This window comes from Roseateles sp. SL47 (genome assembly GCF_026625885.1).
Classification (GTDB): domain Bacteria; phylum Pseudomonadota; class Gammaproteobacteria; order Burkholderiales; family Burkholderiaceae_C; genus Roseateles.
Map to the genome: position 1 here is coordinate 125,908 of NZ_CP113068.1, position 23,389 is coordinate 149,296.

Sequence of the window (23,389 nt, forward strand, 5' to 3'; positions counted from 1 at the left end):
GAAGAAAACCGGTCAGCGCGGCAGGTCGCTGCTGCCCATCAGGAACTCATCCACCGCACGTGCGGCCTGGCGGCCTTCACGGATGGCCCAGACCACCAGCGACTGCCCCCGGCGCATGTCACCGGCGGTGAACACCTTCGCCACATTGGTCCGATAGCCGCCGCTGAAGTCGGTGGTGGCCTTGGCATTGCCACGCGCGTCCTTGGTGACACCAAAGGCGTCCACCACCGACGCCACCGGCGACACAAAGCCCATGGCCAGCAGCACCAGGTCGGCCTTGAGCACCTGCTCCGACCCTTCCACTTCGGTCATCTTGCCGTTGACCCACTGCACCCGCACCGTCTTCACGCCGGTGACCTTGCCCTTCTCGCCCAGGAACTCCTTGGTGGCGATGGCGAATTCGCGGTCGCAGCCTTCCTCATGGCTGGACGAGGTGCGCAGCTTGATCGGCCAATAGGGCCAGGTCAGCGGCCGGTCTTCCACTTCGGGCGGCTGGGGCAGCAGTTCAAACTGCGTGACGCTCTTGGCCCCGTGGCGGTTGCTGGTGCCCACGCAATCGCTGCCGGTGTCGCCGCCGCCAATCACGATCACGTGCTTGTCGTCGGCACGCAGCTGGTTCTTCTGCTTGTCGCCGGCATTGACCTTGTTCTGCTGCGGCAGGAACTCCATCGCGAAATGCACACCCGCCAGCTCGCGGCCCGGCACCGGCAGATCCCGCGACTGCTCCGCACCACCGGCGAGCAGCACCGCATCGAACTGCTCCAGCAACTCGCCCGCCGACACCACGTCCTTGGCCCAGTTGGTGACCTTGGAACCCTCCGGCAGATGGGACACCATCACACCGGTGCGGAACACCACCCCTTCCGCCTCCATCTGCGCCACACGGCGATCGATGTGGGTCTTCTCCATCTTGAAGTCGGGGATGCCATAACGCAGCAGGCCACCCACCCGGTCATTCTTTTCGAACACGGTCACACTGTGGCCGACCCGGGCCAGTTGCTGGGCCGCCGCCAGACCGGCCGGGCCGGAGCCCACCACCGCCACCGTCCTGCCCGTCTTCACCTTGGGCGGGCGCGGGGTGACCCAACCTTCCGCCCAGGCGCGGTCGATGATGGCGTGTTCGATCGACTTGATGCCCACCGCATCATCATTCACGTTCAGCGTGCAGGCGGCCTCGCAAGGCGCCGGGCAGATACGGCCGGTGAACTCGGGGAAGTTGTTGGTCGAGTGCAGCACCGCAATCGCGTTCTTCCAGTCCACCTCGCTGTTGCGGTACACCAGATCATTGAAATCCGGAATGATGTTGTTGACCGGGCAGCCGCTGTTGCAGAAGGGCGTGCCGCAGTCCATGCACCGTGCGCCCTGCTGCTTGGCCTGCTCGGCATTCAGCCCGATGACAAATTCCTTGTAATTCTTCAGACGGACGGCAACGGGGGCATAACCCTCTTCCAGCCGCTCGTATTCCATGAAGCCGGTGACTTTTCCCATGTCGGTCTTCTCCTGATCCTGTGTCTGACGTCAGCGGCCCATCACACCTTGGCCTTGGCCGCAGGGGCCTTGGCATGGGCGATGGTGGCGGCGGTTTCCTTGGCGGCATTGATCTCGCCCAGCGCGCGGCGGTATTCGTTCGGGAACACCTTGACGAACTTGGCGCGGGATTCGGCCCAGTGGTCGAGGATGTCGCGGGCGCGCTGGCTGCCCGTCCAGCGGTGGTGGTCCTCGATCAGCTTGCGCAGCAGCACCTCGTCGGTCTTGCTCTCGCCGTCGCCCACGTGATGCCACAGGGCACGGTCCATCGACACCTCCTGCTCATGCGCCGGCAGCAGCTTGTCCAGGCTCACCATGCTGGTGTTGCAGCGCTTGGCGAACTGGCCGTCCTCGTCAAAGACGTAGGCAATGCCGCCGCTCATGCCGGCCGCGAAATTGCGGCCGGTCTTGCCCAGCACCACGACGGTGCCGCCAGTCATGTATTCGCAGCCGTGGTCGCCGGTGCCTTCCACCACGGCGGTGGCGCCGGAGAGGCGCACCGCAAAGCGTTCACCCGCAACGCCCCGGAAGAAGGCCTCACCCTGGGTGGCCCCGTACAGCACGGTGTTGCCAACGATGATGTTCTTGGTGGCATCGCCGCGGAAGTCGATCGAGGGGCGCACCACAATGCGGCCGCCCGACAGGCCCTTGCCGGTGTAGTCGTTGGCATCCCCGATCAGGTAGAAGGTGATGCCCGGTGCCAGGAAGGAGCCGAAGCTCTGGCCACCGGTGCCTTCGAACTGGATGAAGATGGTGTGGTCCGGCAGGCCCTCGGGCTTGCGGCGGATCAACTCGCCCGACAGCATGGCGCCCACGGTGCGGCGCACATTGGTCACCTCCTGCATGAACTGGACCTTCTCGCCCTTCTCAAAGGCGGGCAGGCACTTCTCGATCAGCTTCACGTCCAGGGCACGCTCCAGGCCATGGTCCTGGGCGTCGTTGTGCAGGCGGGCCACATCGGCCGCCAGCTCGGGGCGATGGAACACGCGGCTGAAGTCCAGACCCTTGGCCTTCCAATGGCTGATGCCCTTGCGGGTGTCCAGCAGGTCGGAGCGGCCGATCAGCTCGTCGAACTTGCGGATGCCCAGTTGCGCCATGATCTGGCGGGCTTCCTCCGCCACGAAGAAGAAGTAATTAACGACGTGTTCCGGCTGGCCGGTGAACTTCTTGCGCAGCAGCGGGTCTTGCGTGGCCACGCCGACCGGGCAGGTGTTGAGGTGGCACTTGCGCATCATGATGCAGCCTTCCACCACCAGCGGGGCGGTGGCAAAGCCGAATTCATCCGCGCCCAGAAGCGCACCGATCACGACATCGCGGCCGGTCTTCATCTGGCCATCGGCCTGCACCCGCACACGACCGCGCAGGCGGTTCAGCACCAGGGTCTGCTGCGCTTCGGCCAGGCCCAGTTCCCAGGGCGTGCCGGCATGTTTGATGGACGACCAGGGCGACGCACCGGTGCCACCATCGTGTCCGGCGATGACGATGTGGTCGGCCTTGGCCTTGGCCACACCGGCGGCAATCGTGCCAACGCCCACTTCCGACACCAACTTCACCGAAATGTCGGCACGCTGGTTGACGTTCTTCAGATCGTGGATGAGCTGGGCCAGGTCCTCGATCGAATAGATGTCATGGTGGGGGGGCGGCGAGATCAGGCCCACACCCGGCACCGAGTGGCGCAGGAAGCCGATGTATTCGGTCACCTTGCCACCGGGCAGCTGACCGCCCTCGCCGGGCTTGGCGCCCTGGGCCATCTTGATCTGGATCTGGTCGGCGCTCACCAGGTATTCGGTGGTGACCCCAAAACGGCCGGACGCCACCTGCTTGATGCGCGAGCGCAGCGAGTCCCCGGCCTTCAGCTGGTAGTCGACCTCGATGACCTTGGGGCCGACCACATCCGACACCTTGGTGCCGGCGGCAATGGGGATGCCCTTCAGCTCGTTGCGATAACGCGCCGGATCTTCACCGCCCTCTCCCGTGTTGCTCTTGCCGCCGATGCGGTTCATGGCCACGGCCAGGGTGGCATGGGCCTCGGTGGAAATGGAGCCCAGCGACATGGCACCGGTGGCAAACCGCTTGACGATATCGGCCGCCGATTCCACCTCTTCCAGCGGAATGGCCTGGGTCGGGTCGAACTTGAATTCAAACAGACCCCGCAGCGTCATGTGGCGGCGGCTCTGGTCGTTGATCAGCTGCGCATATTCCTTGTAGGTGTCGAACTTGCCGGAGCGGGTGCTGTGCTGCAGCTTGGCAATGGCGTCAGGCGTCCACATGTGCTCTTCACCGCGGGCACGCCAGGCATATTCGCCACCGGCCTCCAGCATGTTTTCCAGCACCGGGTCGTCCCCGAACGCAGCCCGGTGCAGGCGCAGGGCTTCTTCCGCCACTTCGAACACACCGATGCCGCCGACCTGGGTGGGCGTACCGCGGAAGTACTTGGCCACAAAATCCGTCTTCAGGCCAATGGCCTCAAAGATCTGTGCGCCGCAATAGGACATGTAGGTCGAGATGCCCATCTTGGACATGATCTTCGACAGCCCCTTGCCCACCGCCTTGATGTAGTTGTAGATGGCCTTGTCCGCCGACAGCGTCGAAGGCAGTTCGGCATGCATCGCAGCGATGGTTTCCAGCGCCAGATAAGGATGCACCGCTTCCGCGCCGAAACCGGCCAGCACCGCAAAGTGATGCACCTCGCGGGCGGTGCCGGTTTCCACCACCAGACCCGCGGTCGTGCGCAGGCCTTCACGCACCAGGTGATGGTGGACGGCGGACAGCGCCAGCAAAGCCGGAATGGCCACGCGGTCGGCGCCCAGGCGGCGGTCGGTGATGATCAGGATGTTGTGGCCGCTGCGGATCGCGTCCACCGTCTCGGCACACAGCGACGCCAGTTGCGCCTCCACCCCTTCGCGGCCCCAGGCCAGCGGATAGGTGATGTCCAGCTCGTAGGGCTTGAACTTGCCGTTGGTGTGCGATTCGATGGCGCGCAGCCGGGCCATGTCCTCGAAGTCCAGCACCGGCTGGGTGACTTCCAGGCGCATCGGCGGGTTGATGGCGTTGATGTCCAGCAGGTTCGGCTTGGGGCCGATGAAGCTGTTGAGCGACATCACGATGTTCTCGCGGATCGGATCGATCGGCGGATTGGTCACCTGCGCAAACAACTGCTTGAAGTAGTTGTAGAGCGGCTTGTTCTTGTCGGAGAGCACCGCCAGGGGCGAGTCATTGCCCATGGAGCCGATGCCTTCCTCGCCATTGACCGCCATCGGGGCCAGCAGGAACTTGAGGTCTTCCTGGGTGAAACCGAACGCCTGCTGGCGGTCCAGCAGCGCTGCGGCGAAGGTGGCGGGGGCCGCCTGCGGCGCAGGGATGTCGTGCAGCTTGACGCGTACGTTTTCGATCCACTGCCGGTAGGGACGCGCGTTGGCGTATTGGGTCTTCAGCTCTTCGTCATCGATGATGCGCCCCTGCTCCAGATCGATCAGGAACATCTTGCCGGGCTGCAGGCGCCACTTCTTGACCACGCGCGATTCGGGAATGGGCAGCACGCCGGATTCGGACGCCAGCACCACCATGTCGTCATCGGTCACCCAGTAGCGGGCCGGGCGCAGACCGTTGCGGTCCAGCGCGGCGCAGACCTGGCGGCCGTCGGTGAACACCATGGCGGCGGGGCCGTCCCAGGGTTCCATCATGGCGGCGTGATACTCGTAAAACGCACGGCGGCGTTCATCCATCAGCTCATGCTGTTCCCAGGCTTCCGGGATCATCATCATGGCCGCATGCGCCAGCGGGTAGCCGGACATGGTCAGCAGTTCAATGGCGTTGTCAAAGGTTGCCGTGTCGGACTGATGCTCGAAGCTGATCGGATACAGCTTCTTCAGGTCGTCGCCCAGCACGGGGGACTTCATCACGCCCTCGCGGGCCCGCATCCAGTTGAAGTTGCCCTTGACGGTGTTGATTTCACCGTTGTGCGCCACCATGCGGTAGGGGTGGGCCAGCGGCCATTCGGGGAAGGTGTTGGTGGAGAAGCGCTGGTGCACCAGGGCAATGGCGGAGACCACACGCGGGTCGGCCAGGTCCTTGTAGTACTTGCCCACCTGGTCGGCCAGCAGCAGACCTTTGTAGATGACGGTGCGGCAGCTCATGCTGGGCACGTAGTACTCGCGGCTGTGGGTCAGCTTCAGTGCCTGGATGGCGCTGGACGCCGTCTTGCGGATGACGTAGAGCTTCCGTTCGAGCGCGTCGGGCACGATGATGTCCGGGCCGCGGCCGATGAAGATCTGGCGGATGATCGGTTCCTTCTCACGCACGGTGGGCGACATCGGCATGTCGCGGTCCACCGGCACATCACGCCAGCCGAGCAGCACCTGGCCTTCGGCCTTGATGGCGCGCGCCAGTTCCTGCTCGCAGGCCAGGCGGGAGGCATGTTCCTTCGGCAGGAAGATCATGCCGACCCCGTATTCCCCGGGCGGCGGCAGGTCCACGCCCTGACGGGCCATTTCTTCGCGGTAGAACTCGTCCGGAATCTGGATAAGGATGCCGGCGCCGTCCCCCATCAGCTTGTCGGCACCCACGGCGCCGCGGTGGTCCAGGTTTTCCAGGATCTTCAGACCCTGCTGGACGATGTGATGGTTCTTCTGGCCCTTGATGTGCGCCACGAAGCCAAGACCACAGGCGTCTTTTTCGTTGGAAGGGCGGTACAGACCGTGCTCGGCGAGCGCGCGGATTTCCTCGGCAGAGGTCACCACCGGCGCGGCGATGCCGGTCTTCTCGGTGGACGGAGCGGCGCTTTGCGCCTGACGATCTTGAGCTGCCGACATCGGTGGCCTCCAGGGGGTTCTAGAACAAACCCGCGCAGATTAGCGCCGGTGGTGGGCACACACAAGCAGAACTAAATGGGGTCAGAATCGAATTAAAGGAGAACGAGGGTGAGAGGGCGTTTTAAATGGGGACGGAGTGGATTTTACGGGGGCGCCCACGGGGGCGGGGGGCGGTGGGCCGGTCACTGATCTCCCCCAACGCAGCCAGAAATGCCGGGGATCCGAGCGGCCAGCCTTTCAGCGCCGCTTCCACCAGCCGCTTGCGTTCGGCTTCCAGTTCCCCCTCTTCCAGCCAGCGGCGCCAGGTCAGCTCCCGTTCGAACGGGGTGTTGCCCAGCGCCCAGAAGTCGGGGGGATCGCTGATCAGCGGGTCGCGGCGGCGGCCCAGATGGTGGGCGGCCGAGGACCAGGGGTAATCCGCCGGCTCGGCGGCCAGACCAGCCCGCAAGGGATTGAGCTCAATGCTGCGCATGAGCGGCAGCAGGAAGGTGGCCGCCTCGACCGGCGCGGCCCGGAAGCGCCCTTCCCACAGCGTGCCGACCCGTTGATGCCGCTGGTTGTAGGCGGCGACATAACGTCTGCCCAAGGCCTGCATCATGCGGCTCAGGCCCTCGTTGCTGCTGGGAGTGGCCAGCAGATGAAGGTGATTGGGCATCAGCACATAGGCATGGATGGCCACCGTGTGCGTGGCGGCGCAGTCCTGCAGCGCAGCCAGCAGCGCGCGGCGGTCGTCGTCATCCTGCGCGATCGGCTGGAGGTTGTGCCCCCGGTGGATGATGTGGTGGAGGTGGTTGGCCAGGGCCAGGCGGGCAAGACGTGCCATGTTGAGGGGATGCTGATTGCAATCTGTCCCCAATTATTGACTGGAAAGCGCTGGCAGTCGTGGAAGGCCGGTCCCGACCTTGGCCCGGCACGGACGATGCCGCCCATGGATGCCACCATCAACCGGCGCCGCCGGAGGGTGCGCATGAGGAACTGGGCTCAGCCCAGCAGATGCTTGCCGGTCAAACGCTGATGTTCGCGCAGGGCATAGCGATCGGTCATGCCGGCGATGTAGTCCGCACAGGCCCGGGGAGGGTCTTCCGGATTCACGCAGTCAGCCGGCAGCTTGGCGGGATCGGCCAGGTAGATCTGGAACAGGTCCCTCAGCACCTCCTCGGCGCTGGCGCGTTTGTCCTGCACCGCTGGATGGCGATAGAGGTTGGCAAACAGAAAGCGCTTGAGCGCGGTGCTGGCATGCCGCATGTCCGGACTGAAGCACACCAGCGGACCGGCGGCGCGGGCCTCGTCTGCCGTCGTGATGCCGGCCGCCACAATGGCGGCACGGGTGGCGGCAATGATGTCGTACACCTGCTCGGACAACATCCGGCGAATGGTCTCCGCCAACAGCCGCTTGCCGCTCAGCCGGGGATATTCCGCCAGGGTCTCGTCCAGGAACCGCTTCACCAGCGGGACCTGCTCCAGTTGCTCCAGCGTGAGGAGACCGGACCGCACACCGTCATCCACATCGTGGGCGTTGTAGGCCACTTCGTCCGCGAGATTGCAGAGCTGGGCCTCCAGACTGGGTTGTCCGCCCGTCAGAAACCGCGCGGCCACCCCCCCGGGCTCCAACGCTTCCAGCCGCAGTGCGTCACGCTTGCTGCAGTGCTTGAGGATGCCCTCCCGGCTTTCGAAGCTGAGGTTCAGTCCGTCAAATTGTGGATAACGCTGCTCCAGTTGATCCACCACCCGCAGCGACTGCAGGTTGTGCTCAAAGCCGCCATGGGCCTGCATGCAGTCGTTGAGCACATCCTGGCCAGCGTGGCCGAAGGGCGTGTGACCGAGGTCGTGCGCCAACGCCACGGTTTCGATCAGGTCCTCGTCCAGGCCCAGGCTGCGGCCGATGGAACGGCCCAACTGCGCGACTTCCAGCGAATGGGTCAGGCGGGTGCGAAACAGGTCGCCCTCATGGTTGAGGAAGACCTGCGTCTTGTAGACCAGCCGACGGAAGGCGCTGCTGTGCACGATGCGGTCGCGATCGCGCTGGTAGTCGCTGCGCGTCGGCGCCGGCCGTTCCGGGAAGCGCCGACCGCGGCTGCGTGCGGGATGGGAGGCATAAGAGGCACGCAGCGTATCGGTCATGGTCGGCGTCGGGATCGAGTGTCGTGAATCAGCGGCTGCCGGGACGGGGGGCGGCAGCAGATCCGCCATCGGGTCCGCCATCCCGCCCGCCATCAGGTCCACAATGGGTGGCCAATACCTCCGCCACCAGTTCGGCCGGCGCGCTTCGGACGCCTGCTTTTCCGAGGCCCTCAATCACCACGAAACGGATGTCGCCGCCTTCGTTTTTCTTGTCGATCTGCATGAGCTCCATGTAGCGTGCGCGCCCAAGGTTCGGGGCCACCACCGGCAAACCAGCGTCCTGGATGAGGCGCTTCATGCGGTGCACAAAACTGACGGGCACCAGTCCGAGCCGGGCGGACAGGTCGGACGCCAGCACCATGCCGCATCCCACCGCCTCCCCGTGCAGCCATTCCCCATAGCCCATGCCGGTTTCAATCGCATGGCCAAAGGTGTGGCCGAAATTCAGGATGGCGCGCAGCCCGGACTCCCGTTCGTCCTGGCCCACCACCCAGGCCTTGATCTCGCAGCTGCGTTGAACCGCGTAAGCCAGTGCTGACTTATCTCTCGCCCTCAAGGCTGTGAGATTCGCTTCGATCCAGTCCAGGAATGCGGCGTCAGCAATCGGACCGTATTTGATGACCTCCGCCAGGCCGGCCGAGAGTTCACGGTCTGGAAGGGTGTCCAAGGTGTCCAGGTCGGCCAAGACCCGTACCGGCTGGTAGAACGCCCCCACCATGTTCTTGCCGCGTGGATGGTTGATGGCGGTTTTGCCACCCACCGAGGAATCAACCTGGGCCAACAGCGTGGTGGGCACTTGCACAAACGGAACGCCGCGCATGTAGATGGACGCGGCGAAGCCCGTCAGGTCGCCGATCACCCCGCCGCCCAGCGCAAACAACACCGTTTTGCGGTCAGCGGTGACGGCCAGCAGGTGATCGATGATGCGGTCCAGACTCTCCCAGCTTTTCTGGGCCTCGCCGTCCGGCAACACCAGCGCTTCAACGCGCCCATACACGCTGGACAGTTGCTGACGCAGCCGCTCCAGGTAGAGCGGCGCCACGACATCGTTGGTGACGATCAGCGCAGTGGCGGCTCGTGGCAGTCCCGTCCAGGTGTCAGGACGATCCAGCAGACCCGGGCCGATGCGAATGTCGTAGCTGCGATCACCCAGTTCGATGGGCACGCAGGCATGACCGCTGGTGCTCAGGGTGGCGGGCGAAGACGAGGGAAGAGGAGAAACCGGTACGGAAAGGCTCATGTCCCCGGAGTGTACGGGGCTTGTGGTGCCGGGGCGGTCTGTGAGGCTTCCGTGCCCGGCGCTTCGGGCTCCCCGCCCGGCGGGTGCGTGGACGTGGCACCGACGGTCGCCGCCACACGGGCCGGGTCGATATGCCCGGCCAGTTCCAGCTGCATCAGGATCATGTTGGACAGCCCATGCACCGACGGCCGGCTGGTCTCCAGCACGAAATGAGCGCAGCGGCGGTAGAGGGGGTCGCGCTGCGCGTACAACTCACGGAGCTTCGCCAGCGGGTTGCCGACCTGCAACAACGGGCGGGTGGTGTCGTGGCGCAGGCGGCGGAAGAGTTCGTCCGGCGAGGAGCGCAGGTACACCACCGTCGAATGCTGATGCAGCCGCTCGCGGTTGAGGTCCCGCAACACGGCACCACCGCCGGTGGCCAGCACCATCTCGCCGGGCTGCTTCAACAGGTCGAGGATGACCCGGCTTTCGATGTCCCGAAACGACGATTCGCCCATGCGGGCGAAGTAGTCCTTGATCGTCTCGCCGTCGAGCAGCTTTTCGATCTCGGCGTCGGCGTCCACAAAGGGCGCGTTCAGTTGTCTGGCCAGCACACGGCCGACGGTGGATTTCCCACCGCCGGGCATACCGACCAAAGACAGTTTCATCCAGGGGATCAGCGCGCGGCCGACACCCGGTCGCTCACCACCTTGGGGGTGATGAAGATCAGCAGTTCGGTCTTGTTGGACGTCTTGGAGCGGTTCTTGAACAGGTTGCCCAGCACCGGGATGTCACCCAGGTAAGGCACCTTGTTCTCGGATTCCTGCTCGTCCTGCGTGTAGATACCACCGATCACCACCGTGCCGCCGTTCTCCACCAGCACCAGCGTCTGCACATGCTTGTTGTTGATGGCGTAGCCCATGGTGGTCAGCGTGCCACGGCTGTCCTTGTTGACATCCACGGTCAGGATCACATTGCCTTCCGGCGTGATCTGCGGCGTGACTTCCAGCTTCAGCACGGCCTTCTTGAAGGTCACCGACGTGGCGCCGCTCGACGTGGCTTGCTGATACGGGATTTCTTCACCTTGCTCGATCAGCGCCTTGGTCTGGTCAGCGGTGACCACACGCGGGCTGGACACGATCTTGCCCTTGCCGTCCGATTCCAGGGCCGAGAGTTCCAGGTTCAGGAAGCGGCTGGCGCTGGAGCCGAACAAGGACACTGCGAAGGTCGCGGCACTCGCACCGGCAAACACGTCGGACGTGGTGTTGGCACCGAAGTTCACGAACTGGCTGCTGGTGAAGTCAGGCTGGGTTTCCACCTGGCCCGTCTGGTAACCCACACCGTTGTAGGAGCCACCGACAACGGCCTTGGTGCCGCCACCGAGGCTGTAGCCGCCAGACGCACTCGTCGTTGTCCCCAGCTTCGCACCCAGCGAGCGGCCGAAGGTGTCCGTGGCTTCCACGATACGGGCTTCGATCAGCACCTGGCGCACCGGAATGTCGATCTTGGCAATCATCGCGGCGATCTCTTCCAGCTTGGAAGGGATGTCGCTGATGAACAGCTGGTTGGTCCGGGTTTCGTAAATCAGGCTGCCGCGCGACGACAGGATGCGACTGGAGTTGTTGCCGCCGGAAGAGGAAGAGCCCCCGGCGCTGTTCTGTCCCGTCAGACCCTTGGCGATTTCTTCAGCCTTGGTGTAGTTGAGCTGGAAGGACTGCGTGCGCAGCGGCTCCAGTTGCGTGATTTGCGCCTTGGCTTCGAGCTCGGCCTTTTCCTTGATGGCGAGTTCTTCCTTGGGGGCAATCCACAGCACATTGCCGGTCTTGCGCAGGCCCAGGCCCTTGGCTTGCAGGATGATGTCCAGCGCCTGGTCCCAGGGAACGTCCTTCAGGCGCAGGGTCACGTTGCCAGTGACGGCATCGCTGGTCACCACGTTGAAGTTGGTGAAGTCGGCGATGACCTGCAGCAGGGCACGCACTTCAATGTTCTGGAAGTTCAGGCTGAGCTTGTCGCCGGCATAGCCCGGGCCTTGCGTCAGCTTGTTGGGATCAACCTTCTGCGGACGTACTTCCAGCACAAACTGGTTGTCGCTCTGGTAGGCGCTGTGCTCCCAGTTGCCACGCGGCGTGACGATCACCCGCACCCGGTCCCCCTGCTGGGAGGCCACCACGGTATCCACCGGGGTGCCAAAGTCAGTGACGTCCATGCGGCGACGCAGGCGCTCCGGCAGCGAGCTGCGCGGGAATTCCACCACCAGGCTCTTGCCCTGCTGCTGGATGTCCACACCAATCTGGCTGCTCGGCAGATTCACGATCACGCGGCCGGCACCGTCGGTACCCCGGCGGAAATCGATGTCCTGCAGAGCTTGAACACCATTGTTCTGGCTCGGCGCGAAATGCAGCGGCTCGGTCGTCACACCGGTCGCAGCGTCGGCATGGGCGGTGGGCTGCGGTGCGGGCGAAGAATCCAGGAAGATCAGCAGCGCGTTGTCCTGCAGTTGCGCACGGTAGGTGCTCGCCTGACGCAGGTTGAGCACCACACGGGTACGGTCACCCGCCTGGGCCACATTGGCCGTCCGCATGTTGCCGCTGTTGATATCCACCATGTTGCGGCCCATGCCGTTGCTCACGCCCGGCAGGTCCAGCGCGATGCGCGGCGGCACCTGCACGGCGAAGCCCTTGGGCACTTCCGGCAGCGGCTTGGACAGCTCGATGCGCACGACATCATTGCCGGACTGCTGCGTCGAGGTGATGGAACGGATGAGATTCTGCGCGAATGCCTGCACCGGCATCAGGGCCGCCAGGCCCAGGGCACAGGCCAGCACACGCCAGCTGGCGGTGCGGGTCTTGGGCTGGCTGGTCCCGTTCGTCGACGGGTCGCTCATTCGGGCGCTCATGGAAGCGTTCTCCACAAAAGTCTTCATCGTCCCTGCTCCTGTAGCTGGAGAGTACTGGTGCGTTCAATCCATTCGCCCGCAGCGTCCTGGACGACTTCTCGCAACGTGATTTCGGTTTCGCTGATCTTGGTGATTCGGCCAAAGTTCTGACCCAGGTAATCACCCGCCTTGACGTAATACAGCAGCTTTTCCACCCTCAGAAGTGCAAACTGCCGCCCATTGCGGACCACGCTGCCCACCATGGTCATGCCGTCCAGGGGGAAAGCTTCCAGCGGCTCCTTGCGGCGCTTCATCTCCGAAGCCAGCAGCGAACTCGGTTGGGCAGCTTCCTGCTTAAAGGCCACCGTCAGCTTCTGGAGGCTGAACGGATCCACACCGTTCATGGCCTCATAGGGCTGAGGCAGGAACTTCTTTGGCGCCTGCAGCGGTTTGACCGAAGGACGCGTCTGTTGACGCTGCTCTTCCATCCATTGCTGCAGCTCGTCGGTCGAAGACGTGCAGGCCGCCAGCGCCATGCCGCACAGCCCGAAGGCCAGCGTCCTGCCCAGCAGGGAGCGAGTGAGCGCGAAACGCATCATTTCTTCTTCCCTGCTTGTTGGACCGCACGCTTTTGCTCTTCCACCTCTGCAGGATCGAGATAACGATAGGTACGGGCGGTGGCATCCATGGTGAGATGGCTGGGGTCACTGGTCCGGCCAGTGCCGGTCTGTGGCGCAGCGATGTTCAGATCATGCAGCGTCACGATGCGCGACAGGTTGGACACGTCTGCAGTGAACGAACCAATATCGTGATATCGGCCCGACACCTTCAAAGAAATCGGCTGCTCGGCGTAGTAGTCCTTCATGACGATCTGCCCCGGGCGGAACAGTTCGAACTGGAGACCACGGCCCAGCCCCGCTTGGTTGATATCGGACAAAAGCGCGTCCATTTCAGCCTTGCCGGGCAACTGCTTCTCCAGTTGCAGGACGTATTCCTCAACCTGCCGCTTTTGTTTGCGCAACTCCGGCAGGTTCACCGCTTGAGCCAACTTGCCGCGATAGTCCTCTTTCAAGGTGGGCTCGCGCGCCTTCTCGGCCTCCAGCGCGTCATTCGCGTCGGACAGCAACACAAACCACGCCACCGCCACCGCAGCCATCGCCACGAAGATGAAAGTGACGATCTTGGGCGCCGTCGGCCATTGGCCGGGCTTCTTGGGATCGAGGTTCTGGAACTGGCTCGAGAAATCCGCGAACCAGGCATTCAGATCCAGGTTTTTGAGGTCAGCCATGCAGTCCTCAGCTCTTGTTGGCCCGGGCCGGCTGGGCGCCAGCCGGTGCGCTGGCGGCGCCTGGGGCGGCCTCCGGCGCGGTGCTCTTGATGGCCACCTTCATCGAGAAGTCGAACAGGCGGCGGGGGTCGCGCGGATTGGGCGCGGCCAGCTTGATTTCCACCAGTTCGGGGTTCTCAAGCCAGTCTGCATGACCCAGATTGCGCAACATCTCGGACACCCGCTCGTTGGTGGCCGCCTGGCCATTCACGATGACGGACTTGCCGGTCTGGCGCAGGCCCAGCAGGTAGATGCCTTCCGGGGTCATCTTGGCCAGATCATTGAGCAGGTGCACCGGGGTGTTGCGATCGCTCTGCAGGTCTTCCACCGCCCGCTGGCGGGCCCGCAGCGCATCGATTTCGGCGCGCAGCGTGGCGATGTCCTTGATCTGCTCATCGAGCTTGCCGATCTCGGACTTCAGGAAGTTGTTGCGTTCGACCTGGGCGGCGGTCATCTGCTCCAGGAGCAGATAAATCACACCAGCCACCAGGGCGCCAGCGACCAGCGACATGCCCAGACCGACGTAGAACGCGGTCTCACGGCGCTTGCGTTTCTCCTCGCGGTGCGGGAGCAGGTTGATCAGAATCACTGAAAAAACCTCCGCATCGCCAGCCCGCAGGCTGTCAGGTAGGCCGGTGCTTCGCGACGCAGTTTGTTTTCACGCACTGCGGAGCCAAGCACCATGTTTTCAAAGGGATTCACCACCATGCAGGCGAATCCGGTCAATTCGGTCACGCGTTCCTTCAGACCCGGAAGCGTGGCAGTTCCACCCGCCAGCATCACGTAGTGCACCTTATGGTGAGGGGTGCTGGTGAAGAAATACTGCAGTGCGCGGCCGATTTCCTGCGACAAACTGTCGACAAAAGGATTGAGCACTTGGCTCTCATAGTCCTCCGGCAGTTCGCCATTGAGTTTCTTCTGCTCGGCTTCTTCAAAGGAGAAACCGTATTGGCGAGAAATCAGCATGGTGAGCTGGGAGCCACCAAAGGCTTGATCCCGGTCATACAGCATTTCGTCGTCACGCAGCACTTTCAGGCTGGTCGTGTCAGCGCCAATTTCGAAGAGCGCCACCAACGCGTCCTTGCCTTCATTCGGAAGGGTTTCGACGAGGCGGCTCATGGCCATGCGCGAAGCATGCGATTCAATGTCCAGCACCGTCGGCCGCAGGCCGGCAGCTTCCGCCAGCGCCTGACGGTCCTGCACCCGGTCTTTGCGGGAGGCGGCAATCAGCACCTCCACATCACCCACCGACGTGGGGCTGGGCCCGATGACGCAGAAATCCAGGCTCACTTCGTCCAGCGAGAACGGAATGTATTGATTGGCCTCGGCTTCTACCTGAAGCTCCAGCTCTTCTTCACGCAGCCCGCCCGGGAGCATGATTTTCTTGGTGATGACCGACGACTGCGGCATCGCCAGCGCGGCATGCCGCGTCTTGCTGCCGCTGCGCGTCACCACACGGCGCACAGCCTCCGCGACCTCGTCGAATTTCTCGATCTGGCCGTCGGTGATCCATCCCTTTTCAAAAGGCTCGGTGGCAAAACGTTCGAGAACGTATTCACCATTCGCGTTTTGACTCAACTCCACAAGCTTGACGCTGGACGATGAAATGTCCAGGCCAATCATGGGCGGATGGGTGCGTCCCAGTAGTACGTCCAACAACCCCATGATGCGTTCCCCCAACGCGCCGCACACTGCGCCGGTTTGTTAATAAGTTACTTGAATGCTAGCAGCAAAGCCTTTGATGCCCCAAGGCAAAGCGGTCACAGCACGTAACACCGCGTTGCGTAACCTACACGCTACGAAAAGGTGCCATCAGCCGGAAAAGTGCCCAGAAAGCGTGCGTGGCCATGCGCGGTCGCTGTTCGCGTCAGTGAACCCATCGGGCACTGAAACGGCTTCCTATAATCGCCGCAAGCGGCCGGATTCGCACCCGTACAGCCCCTGATCGGGAACGGGTGGGCACGCAAAAATGCACACTTTGGTCATGCCCGCGAAGAAAACCTCCGACGACGCCCCCGACTCCCCCTCTTCCTCCTTTGCCGCCGACCCGCGGGATCGCGGATCGCAAGGGCGCAAGAAGTCACGCACAAAACCCCGTCACTGGCTGCTTCGCGCGCTGGGATGGCTGTTCGGACTGTTACTCGCTGGCGTGCTTTCTGTTGCTTTGTTGGCAGGAATGGCCCTGGCCATGGCCTATCCAAGCCTGCCCGACATCAGCGGCCTGACGGACTACCAGCCCAAACTGCCGCTGCGTGTCCTGTCGGCCGACGGCCAGTTGCTGGGGGAATACGGCGAGGAGCGTCGCTCCTACTCCAACATCCGCGACATCCCGAAGGTGATGCAGGACGCCGTGCTGGCCATCGAGGACGCGCGCTTCTATCAGCACGGAGGGGTGGACTACCTTGGGGTGATCCGGGCCGGTCTCGCCAATGTGGGGGAGTCCAAAAGCCAGGGGGCGTCCACCATCACGATGCAGGTGGCGCGCAACTTCTATCTCTCCACCGAGAAGACCTTCACGCGCAAGATCTATGAAATCCTGCTGGCGCTGAAGATCGAGAGTGCGCTGCCCAAGGAGAAGATCCTCGAGATCTACATGAACCAGATCTTCCTGGGGCACCGGGCCTACGGCTTCGCGGCTGCGAGCGAGGTGTATTTCGGCAAGCCGCTCAAGGAACTGTCGATTGCCGAAGCCGCCATGCTGGCCGGGTTGCCAAAAGCACCATCTGCTTACAACCCGATCAACAATCCCCGCCGCGCCGCGTTGCGGCAGCAATACATCATCGACCGCATGCTGGAGATGGGCTTCATCAGCCCGGAACAACATGCCCAGGCCAAGGCCGAGAAGCTGCGCATCCGGCCGCCGCAGGACACGGTGAGCCATGCCGAATATGTGGCCGAACTGGCCCGGCAACTGATCTTCAGCCAGTATGGGGAAGAGGCCTATACCCGCGGGCTGAACGTCTATCTCACCTTGAAGTCCGACGAGCAGGAACGCGCCTATCGCGCCCTGCGGCGCGGCATCATGGATTACGAACGGCGCCAGGTGTACCGCGGCCCCGAGGCCTATGTGGACCTGCCGGCCGATCCCAAGGAGCTGGACACCCGCATCGCCGAAGCACTGAGCGACCATCCGGCCAACGACGAACTACTGGCCGCCGTGGTGCTGGAAGCCGATCCGAAAAAGGTGGTCGCCGCGCTGCAGAGTGGCGAAACCCTCACCATCACCGGCGAAGGCCTGAAGCCCGCCACCTCGGGCCTGTCTGACAAGGGCAATCCCAAGACACGCATCCGGCGTGGCGCGGTCATCCGGGTGGTGAAGCTGGTCCGCAATAACAAGGACGACTGGACCATCACCCAGTTGCCCGAAGTGGAAGGTGCCATGGTGGCCCTGAATCCGAAGGATGGCAGCGTGCATGCGCTGGTGGGCGGGTTCGACTACAACAAGAACAAGTTCAATCACGTGACCCAGGCCTGGCGCCAGCCCGGCTCCAGCTTCAAGCCGTTCATCTATTCGGCCGCGTTGGAGAAGGGGTTCAACGGCGCCACCGTGGTGAATGACGCGCCGCTGTTCTTTGACGCCAGCACCACCGGTAGCCAACCCTGGGAGCCGAAGAACTACGACGGCACCTTTGATGGCCCGATGCCGCTGCGCCGTGCATTGGCCAAGTCCAAGAACATGGTGTCCATCCGGGTGCTGCAGGCCATCGGCGTGAAATATGCGCAGGACTGGGTCACCCGCTTCGGCTTTGATGCCGAGAAGCATCCCGCCTATCTCACCATGGCCCTGGGCGCCGGTTCGGTCACGCCGATGCAGATGGCCCAGGCCTATTCCGTATTCGCCAATGGCGGCTACCGGGTCGGACCGGCGCTGGTGCAGCGCATCACCGACCATCAGGGCCGTCTGCTGTATCAGGCTGTCCCCAAAATCCTGGACGAAAGCCAGCGAGCTATTGACCCGCGTAATGCTTTTCTGATGGACAGCCTGCTGCAGGAGGTGGCGCGCAGTGGCACAGCGGCTCGCACGCAGGCCACACTCAAGCGGCCGGACCTCTATGGGAAGACCGGCACAACCAATGATTCGATGGATGCGTGGTTCGCCGGCTTCCAGCCCGATCTGGTGTCGGTGGTGTGGATCGGCTACGACCAGCCCCGCAAGCTGGGAGACCGCGAAACCGGTGGCGGCCTGGCCCTGCCGGTCTGGATCGAGTTCATGCAATATGCCTTGCGCAATACCCCAGTCGCGGAGATCCAGCCGCCCCCCACCGGGGTCACCAACATCAATGGTGAGTGGTATTACGACGAATTCGCCGAGAACCAGGGCGTCAAGGCCCTGACCGGCGATGACCATGTGCCGGCCTCCGGCAGTGAGGATGAGAAAAAGAGCATCCTCGACCTGTTCAAGCGGTAATACACCCAGGCGCGGGGTCGGCGTGCGCAGGCCCTGCGCCTCGCACGCTTCCGGGCGCCTGCGCTCAGGCGCCCTGCACCGTCAGCGGCTTGCCACCGTGGAAGCTGATTTCCTGGGACAGCCGCTCGAAGAACTCCACGCCGTCCTTGGTATCCAGCCAACGGCCGTCCACGAACTTGAAGTGGTAGCCCCCCCGGCGGCTGGCCAGCCACAGTTCATGCAGCGGCGGCTGGGTGTTCACAACGATCTTGCTGCGATCCTGGAACTGCAACTCCAGCAGCCCGCCGGTGCGCTGGGGATCGATGTCGATGCAATCTTCTTCCAACCAGGCATCGGCCTGCCGCTCGATGCTGGCCAGCACGGCGGCAGTGCGAGCGTCGTATTCGGCATCGGTCAGGGGCGTGGCAATGGCGGTCATGGGGCGCGGAGTCGGTAGACTCAAGGTCATGGAACAGATGAAGACACGAAGTGTAGGCGCCTCGGCGCATCGCTCTCAGCCGCAGCGCGGCAAGGCCCTGCTGGGCCTGATGTTGTCGGTGGCGCTGCTCGGCATCGTCGGTTGCGGCCAGAAGCGCCCCCTGCAACTGCCCCCTTCGGCCAAGGCCGGCACGGGCGGCACGGGTGGCGCCACCACGCCACCGGCCAAAGCCCCTGCCGCGTCAGCACCGGCCAGCGCCGCAGTGATGCCGCAGCGCTGACCCACCGTCAGATCCGCCCCTCCTCCACCGCATGGCAGGCCACACGCACGCCATGCAGCGGGAGCAAGGCCGGGCGTTCCTGCTGACAGCGGGCGTTGGCATGCGGACAGCGCGGATGGAAGCTGCATCCCGTGGGCGGATGGAGCGGATTGGGCACCTCGCCGCGCACCGGCGTGCGGGCCCGGCCGGTCATGTGGATGTCGGGAATCGCATCCAGCAGCATGCGGGTGTAGGGATGGCGGGGCGTGGCAAACAGGGCCCGCTTGTCCGCCTGCTCCACCAGCCGCCCGAGGTACATCACACCCACCTGGTCCGCCACATGGCGCACCACCGCCAGGTTGTGGGAGATGAACAGATAGGTCAGGCCCCGCTGGCGCTGCAGGTCCTTCATGATGTTGAGCACCTGCGCCTGCACCGACACGTCCAGTGCGGAGGTCGGCTCGTCGCACACCAGAAATTCCGGCTGCGTGGCCAGCGCCCGCGCAATCGAGATCCGCTGGCGCTGACCGCCGGAGAACTGATGCGGAAACTTCTCCACATCCGCCGGTGACAGGCCCACGGACTGCAGCAGTTCCGCCACGCGGCGCCGAAGCTCCTCCGCATCCTTCACCAGGCCGTGCTCACGCAAGGGCTCGGCCACGATGTCCTGCACCTTCCAGCGCGGGTTCAGGCTGGCATAGGGATCCTGGAAGATCATCTGCATGCGACGCCGCAGTGCCTGCGCCTGCGGGCCGGCCAGCGTGGCGGAAATATCGGCGCCGTCGAATTGCACCTGTCCGCCGCTGGGCTTGTACAAGCCCACCAGCAAGCGCGCCACGGTGCTTTTGCCGCAGCCGGACTCCCCCACCAGCGCCAGCGTGGAACCCCGCGCGATCTGGAAGCTGACGCCGTCCACCGCATGCACAAACTGGCGGGGACGACGTTCAATCACCCGGTTCAACCAGGGCGCTGACACATCAAAGGTCTTGGACAGATCCCGGACTTCCACCAGCGGGCGCGCATCTGCTGCGGTGCTGCCGGTTCCACGGTGGGCGGCCGCCCCCGGCATGTCGGTCACGATGCTCATGTGTTGCTCCTCGGTGCCGTCATGCTGCTGCGCCTGCGGCCAGACCCGCATGTCGCATCGGCTCCGCATGCAGCCAGCAGGCGGCGGACGTGGCCGTGGCCGGCATCAATTCCGGCCGCTCCTGATGGCAGCGGTCCCAAGCCCTGGGGCAGCGCGGATGGAAGGCACATCCCGAGGGAATGGCCGTCAGGCGTGGCATGGACCCATCGATCTGCAGCAGCCGTTCGCGGTCTTCATCCATGGCGGGAATGGAACCCATCAGGCCCACCGTGTAGGGATGGCCGGGCCGATGGATCACCTCCTGCACCGGCCCGATCTCCGCAATCCGCCCGGCATACATCACGGCCACACGGTCGCAGGTTTCCGCAATCACCCCCATGTCGTGCGTCACCAGCATCACCGCCGCGCCCTGCTCGCTGCAGACGCGTTTGAGCAAGGCAATGATCTGCGCCTGGATGGACACATCCAGCGCCGTGGTCGGTTCATCCGCCACGATCAACTTGGGATTTGCGGCCAGCGCCAGCGCAATCACCACCCGCTGACGCATGCCGCCGGAGAATTGATGCGGGTATTGATCCACGCGCGCTTCCGGCGCAGGAATGCCGGTGGCCGCCAGCAACTCGATGGCCCGTACCCGAGCCTGCCGCGGGCTGAGCTTGAGATGGGTGGTGATGGTCTCCACCAACTGCCGGCCCACGGTGTAGAGCGGGTTGAGTGAGGTCAGCGGGTCCTGGAAGATGGCGCCGATCTGCCGACCGCGCACATGGCGCATCTCATCCTGGCTGAGCCGATCAATGCGCCGCCCTTCCAGCAGGATCTCCCCGCTCGTGATGCGGCCGGGCGGTTCCAGCAGGCCAATGATGGCCGCACCGGTCAGTGATTTGCCGGCACCGGATTCCCCCACCACGCCCAGCACTTCGCCAGGCGCAATATCAAAGGAGATGTCGTCCAGCGCCACCAGCGTGCCGTGGCGGCTGGGAAATTCCACCCGCAGGTGGCGGACTTCAAGCAAGGCAGGCATGCAGACTCCGGATTCAGCGCAGGCGCGGATTGAGCGCATCACGCAGCCAATCCCCCAGCAGATTCACCGACAGGGCGATCATCACCAGCATCAGGCTGGGCCAGATGGTGATCCACCATTCCCCGGAATAGAGGAAGTCGCTGCCAATGCGGATCAGCGTCCCCAGCGACGGCGTGGTGGGTGGCACGCCCACCCCAAGAAACGACAGCGTGGCTTCGATCAGGATGGCCGAGGCCACCTGCAGCGTCAGCAGCACCAGCACCGGGCCGGTGACATTGGGCAGCACATGGCGCCACATGATGGCCAGCGGCTTCACCCCGATGACACGGGCCGCCTGCACATATTCCTTGTTGCGCTCCACCAGCGTGGACCCTCGCACCGTGCGGGCATATTGCACCCAGCCGGTCAACGAGATGGCCAGAACCAGCACCAGGAAGGCCAGGGTGCCATGGGTGTCTGGCAGCACCACGCGCCCGATCCCATCGACCAGCAGGGCCACCAGGATGGCGGGGAAGGACAGCATGACGTCGCAGATGCGCATGATGATGCCGTCCACCTTGCCGCCGAGGAAACCGGCCAGCAGACCGAGGCCCACGCCGATCACCATCGACAACATCACCGAGGCCACTCCGACCACCAGGGAGATCCGGGCCCCATACATGATGGCCGACAGCAGGTCCCGGCCCTGATCGTCCGTGCCGAGCAGGAAACGGCTGGTGCCGCCCTCCACCCAGGCGGGCGGCAGACGGGCATCCATCAGATCCACCGCAGTGAGGTCGAAGGGATCGTGCGGCGCGATCCAGGGCGCAAACACCGCGCAGACCAGGCAGACCAGTGCCACCAGGGCCGCCAGCATGGCCACCGGGGAACGGGTGAAGGAGAACCACACATCGCCCTGCAGGAACCGGCGCAGCCGGCCCGGTGCGGGCGGAACGGAAGGGGCTTGGGTCGGTGAGGACAAACTCATGGGAAGGACGCTCTCTCGGAATGCGGGACTTGCAGGGCCCCCGGTTCCACCACCGGAGGTCGGCCAGCCGTCAGGGACAGGAAGCGACGCTTGTGCATGCAAACGTCATACCGGCGCAGCCATCACGGCAGACTTCACGGAGCCTCCAGCGGCAGCCCCTGCTCCACCAGTGCTGCGAATAACGCGGCGCCGAGTGGCAGGATCTCATCATTGAAGTCATACCGGGGCTGGTGCAAGCCGCAAGGGCCGCCCTGCCCCAGACGCAGATAGGCCCCCGGCCGGGCCTGCAGCATGAAGGCGAAGTCCTCCGACCCCATGCTGGGCGGCAGTTCATCCTCCACATGTTCGGCCCCCACCAGCCAACGGGCCACCCGGACCGCGAAGTCCGCTTCGCGTGCGCTGTTGATGGTGGCGGGGTAGAGACGTTGATAGTCGACCTTGGCGCTGGCTCCAAACCCAAGCGCCACGGACTCCACCAGCCGGGTGAGGCGCTCCTCCAGCACCTGCTGCACCTCAGGCTTGAAGCTGCGCACCGTGCCCGTCAGTTGGGCCAGCTCCGGAATGACGCTGAAGGCCCCAGGGTCTCCGGCCTGCAGCGCACACAGGCTGACCACCGCCTGATCCACCGGTGCAATGTTGCGCGACACCAGACTCTGCACGGCGGTGATGATGTGCCCGGCAATCAGCACCGGATCCACGCTCAGGTGCGGATGCGCACCGTGACCGCCACGGCCCTGGATATTGATCTGGACCCGGTCGGCCGCCGCCATCATCGCGCCACGATTCAACCCGATCTTGCCGGGAGGCAGATGGGGCCAGTTGTGCATGGCAAAGATCGACTCGACCGGAAAGCGATCGAACAGACCGTCGGCAATCATCTCCCGCGCGCCTCCGTAACCCTCCTCACCCGGCTGGAACACCAGCACGGCGGTCCCGGAGAATTGACGCGTCTGCGCCAGATAACGCGCCGCCCCCACCAGCATGGCGCAATGCCCGTCGTGGCCGCACGCATGCATCAGGCCGGGCGTGGCGGATTTCCAGGCAAAGTCGTTCTGCTCGCGCAGTGGTAGCGCGTCCATGTCGGCACGCAGGCCGAGCAGCCGGGCACCGCCGGGCCGGGTGGAGGGCTGGCCATGGATCACCGCCACCAGACCGGTCCGGCCGATGCCTTCATGGATTTCATCCACGCCACAGGCGCGCAAGGCCTGGACGATGCGCGCCCCGGTGCGGCGCTCCTCGAAGCCCAGTTCCGGCATGGCATGCAGTTCCCGCCGCAAGGCCACCAGTTCGCCACGTCCTTCCATCAGACGTTGATAGGTGCCGGCGGCGGCGCTTGTGATGGCATTCAT

18 protein-coding genes are annotated in these 23,389 nt (G+C 64.2%); 2 read left to right on the forward strand and 16 right to left on the reverse strand.

Translation table 11 applies throughout. The annotated features are described in order from the left end of the window. Positions 1–12 precede the first annotated feature (12 nt). From OU995_RS00440 to OU995_RS00490, 11 genes are all read right to left on the reverse strand, one after another. Positions 13–1,488 (reverse strand): glutamate synthase subunit beta, encoded by a 1,476-nt coding sequence (locus OU995_RS00440; protein WP_267833387.1) that lies wholly within the window; start codon positions 1,486–1,488, stop codon positions 13–15. 41 nt (positions 1,489–1,529) lie between these two features. Then, a complete protein-coding gene (locus tag OU995_RS00445; protein WP_267836409.1) occupies positions 1,530–6,263 on the reverse strand; it encodes a glutamate synthase-related protein in 4,734 nt (1,577 codons plus the stop codon). Positions 6,264–6,459: 196 nt separating this feature from the next. Then, positions 6,460–7,161 carry a transposase gene (locus OU995_RS00450; protein ID WP_267833388.1) on the reverse strand — a complete coding sequence of 234 codons (702 nt, stop codon included), beginning with the start codon at positions 7,159–7,161 and terminating at the stop codon, positions 6,460–6,462. A 158-nt stretch (positions 7,162–7,319) separates the two neighbouring features. Continuing rightward, positions 7,320–8,459 carry a deoxyguanosinetriphosphate triphosphohydrolase gene (locus OU995_RS00455; RefSeq protein ID WP_267833389.1) on the reverse strand — a complete coding sequence of 380 codons (1,140 nt, stop codon included), beginning with the start codon at positions 8,457–8,459 and terminating at the stop codon, positions 7,320–7,322. A gap of 28 nt (positions 8,460–8,487) precedes the next feature. Continuing rightward, positions 8,488–9,699, reverse strand: coding sequence for a 3-dehydroquinate synthase (gene aroB / locus OU995_RS00460; RefSeq protein WP_267833390.1), 1,212 nt, complete (start codon positions 9,697–9,699; stop codon positions 8,488–8,490). Then, positions 9,696–10,346: a shikimate kinase gene (locus OU995_RS00465; RefSeq protein WP_267833391.1), complete on the reverse strand. Its 651-nt coding sequence runs from the start codon at positions 10,344–10,346 to the stop codon at positions 9,696–9,698. The genes aroB and OU995_RS00465 overlap by 4 nt, the downstream gene beginning before the upstream one ends. 8 nt (positions 10,347–10,354) lie before the next feature. Beyond that, a complete protein-coding gene (gene pilQ / locus OU995_RS00470; protein WP_420714909.1) occupies positions 10,355–12,562 on the reverse strand; it encodes a type IV pilus secretin PilQ in 2,208 nt (735 codons plus the stop codon). Positions 12,563–12,597: 35 nt separating this feature from the next. After that, a complete protein-coding gene (locus OU995_RS00475) occupies positions 12,598–13,149 on the reverse strand; it encodes a pilus assembly protein PilP (RefSeq protein ID WP_420714910.1) in 552 nt (183 codons plus the stop codon). Then, a complete protein-coding gene (locus OU995_RS00480) occupies positions 13,149–13,841 on the reverse strand; it encodes a type 4a pilus biogenesis protein PilO (protein ID WP_267833393.1) in 693 nt (230 codons plus the stop codon). The genes OU995_RS00475 and OU995_RS00480 overlap by 1 nt, the downstream gene beginning before the upstream one ends. A gap of 7 nt (positions 13,842–13,848) precedes the next feature. Next, on the reverse strand, positions 13,849–14,469 hold the full coding sequence (locus OU995_RS00485) for a PilN domain-containing protein (RefSeq protein WP_267833394.1): 621 nt from the start codon (positions 14,467–14,469) through the stop codon (positions 13,849–13,851). Beyond that, positions 14,466–15,545 carry a pilus assembly protein PilM gene (locus OU995_RS00490; protein ID WP_267833395.1) on the reverse strand — a complete coding sequence of 360 codons (1,080 nt, stop codon included), beginning with the start codon at positions 15,543–15,545 and terminating at the stop codon, positions 14,466–14,468. The genes OU995_RS00485 and OU995_RS00490 overlap by 4 nt, the downstream gene beginning before the upstream one ends. Positions 15,546–15,864: 319 nt before the next feature. On the opposite strand from OU995_RS00490, the gene OU995_RS00495 reads away from it, so the two are divergent. Continuing rightward, positions 15,865–18,288: a penicillin-binding protein 1A gene (locus tag OU995_RS00495; protein WP_420714788.1), complete on the forward strand. Its 2,424-nt coding sequence runs from the start codon at positions 15,865–15,867 to the stop codon at positions 18,286–18,288. A gap of 64 nt (positions 18,289–18,352) precedes the next feature. On the opposite strand, the gene cyaY is transcribed toward OU995_RS00495, so the two are convergent. Next, complete coding sequence (cyaY, locus tag OU995_RS00500; RefSeq protein ID WP_267836411.1) at positions 18,353–18,685, reverse strand: iron donor protein CyaY; 333 nt, start codon at positions 18,683–18,685, stop codon at positions 18,353–18,355. 58 nt (positions 18,686–18,743) lie between these two features. Here cyaY and OU995_RS00505 point away from each other — a divergent pair, with 58 nt between their 5' ends. After that, on the forward strand, positions 18,744–18,986 hold the full coding sequence (locus OU995_RS00505) for a lipoprotein (protein WP_267833397.1): 243 nt from the start codon (positions 18,744–18,746) through the stop codon (positions 18,984–18,986). A gap of 7 nt (positions 18,987–18,993) precedes the next feature. On the opposite strand, the gene OU995_RS00510 is transcribed toward OU995_RS00505, so the two are convergent. The 4 genes from OU995_RS00510 to OU995_RS00525 all read right to left on the reverse strand — a co-directional run bounded on the left by OU995_RS00510 (position 18,994) and on the right by OU995_RS00525 (position 23,389). Continuing rightward, positions 18,994–20,034, reverse strand: coding sequence for an ABC transporter ATP-binding protein (locus OU995_RS00510; protein WP_267836412.1), 1,041 nt, complete (start codon positions 20,032–20,034; stop codon positions 18,994–18,996). A gap of 37 nt (positions 20,035–20,071) precedes the next feature. Continuing rightward, positions 20,072–21,073, reverse strand: coding sequence for an ABC transporter ATP-binding protein (locus OU995_RS00515; protein ID WP_267833398.1), 1,002 nt, complete (start codon positions 21,071–21,073; stop codon positions 20,072–20,074). A 13-nt stretch (positions 21,074–21,086) separates the two neighbouring features. Further along, the gene (locus OU995_RS00520) at positions 21,087–22,040 is read right to left on the reverse strand and encodes an ABC transporter permease (RefSeq protein WP_267833399.1); all 954 of its coding nucleotides are present in this window, start codon (positions 22,038–22,040) and stop codon (positions 21,087–21,089) included. Positions 22,041–22,174: 134 nt separating this feature from the next. After that, the gene (locus OU995_RS00525; RefSeq protein WP_267833400.1) at positions 22,175–23,389 is read right to left on the reverse strand and encodes a M20 aminoacylase family protein; all 1,215 of its coding nucleotides are present in this window, start codon (positions 23,387–23,389) and stop codon (positions 22,175–22,177) included.

What these genes read in the sequence shown, in the direction of transcription:
- aroB (WP_267833390.1), bottom strand. Translation starts at nt 9,699, where the DNA reads ATGAGCCTTTCCGTACCGGTTTCTCCTCTTCCCTCGTCTTCGCCCGCC.
- OU995_RS00520 (WP_267833399.1), bottom strand. Translation starts at nt 22,040, where the DNA reads ATGAGTTTGTCCTCACCGACCCAAGCCCCTTCCGTTCCGCCCGCACCG.
- OU995_RS00525 (WP_267833400.1), bottom strand. Translation starts at nt 23,389, where the DNA reads ATGAATGCCATCACAAGCGCCGCCGCCGGCACCTATCAACGTCTGATG.
- OU995_RS00490 (WP_267833395.1), bottom strand. Translation starts at nt 15,545, where the DNA reads ATGGGGTTGTTGGACGTACTACTGGGACGCACCCATCCGCCCATGATT.
- pilQ (WP_420714909.1), bottom strand. Translation starts at nt 12,562, where the DNA reads ATGAGCGACCCGTCGACGAACGGGACCAGCCAGCCCAAGACCCGCACC.
- OU995_RS00510 (WP_267836412.1), bottom strand. Translation starts at nt 20,034, where the DNA reads ATGCCGGGGGCGGCCGCCCACCGTGGAACCGGCAGCACCGCAGCAGAT.
- OU995_RS00505 (WP_267833397.1), top strand. Translation starts at nt 18,744, where the DNA reads ATGAAGACACGAAGTGTAGGCGCCTCGGCGCATCGCTCTCAGCCGCAG.
- OU995_RS00455 (WP_267833389.1), bottom strand. Translation starts at nt 8,459, where the DNA reads ATGACCGATACGCTGCGTGCCTCTTATGCCTCCCATCCCGCACGCAGC.
- OU995_RS00440 (WP_267833387.1), bottom strand. Translation starts at nt 1,488, where the DNA reads ATGGGAAAAGTCACCGGCTTCATGGAATACGAGCGGCTGGAAGAGGGT.
- OU995_RS00515 (WP_267833398.1), bottom strand. Translation starts at nt 21,073, where the DNA reads ATGCCTGCCTTGCTTGAAGTCCGCCACCTGCGGGTGGAATTTCCCAGC.
- OU995_RS00475 (WP_420714910.1), bottom strand. Translation starts at nt 13,149, where the DNA reads ATGCGTTTCGCGCTCACTCGCTCCCTGCTGGGCAGGACGCTGGCCTTC.
- OU995_RS00465 (WP_267833391.1), bottom strand. Translation starts at nt 10,346, where the DNA reads ATGAAACTGTCTTTGGTCGGTATGCCCGGCGGTGGGAAATCCACCGTC.
- OU995_RS00495 (WP_420714788.1), top strand. Translation starts at nt 15,865, where the DNA reads ATGCCCGCGAAGAAAACCTCCGACGACGCCCCCGACTCCCCCTCTTCC.
- OU995_RS00480 (WP_267833393.1), bottom strand. Translation starts at nt 13,841, where the DNA reads ATGGCTGACCTCAAAAACCTGGATCTGAATGCCTGGTTCGCGGATTTC.
- OU995_RS00450 (WP_267833388.1), bottom strand. Translation starts at nt 7,161, where the DNA reads ATGGCACGTCTTGCCCGCCTGGCCCTGGCCAACCACCTCCACCACATC.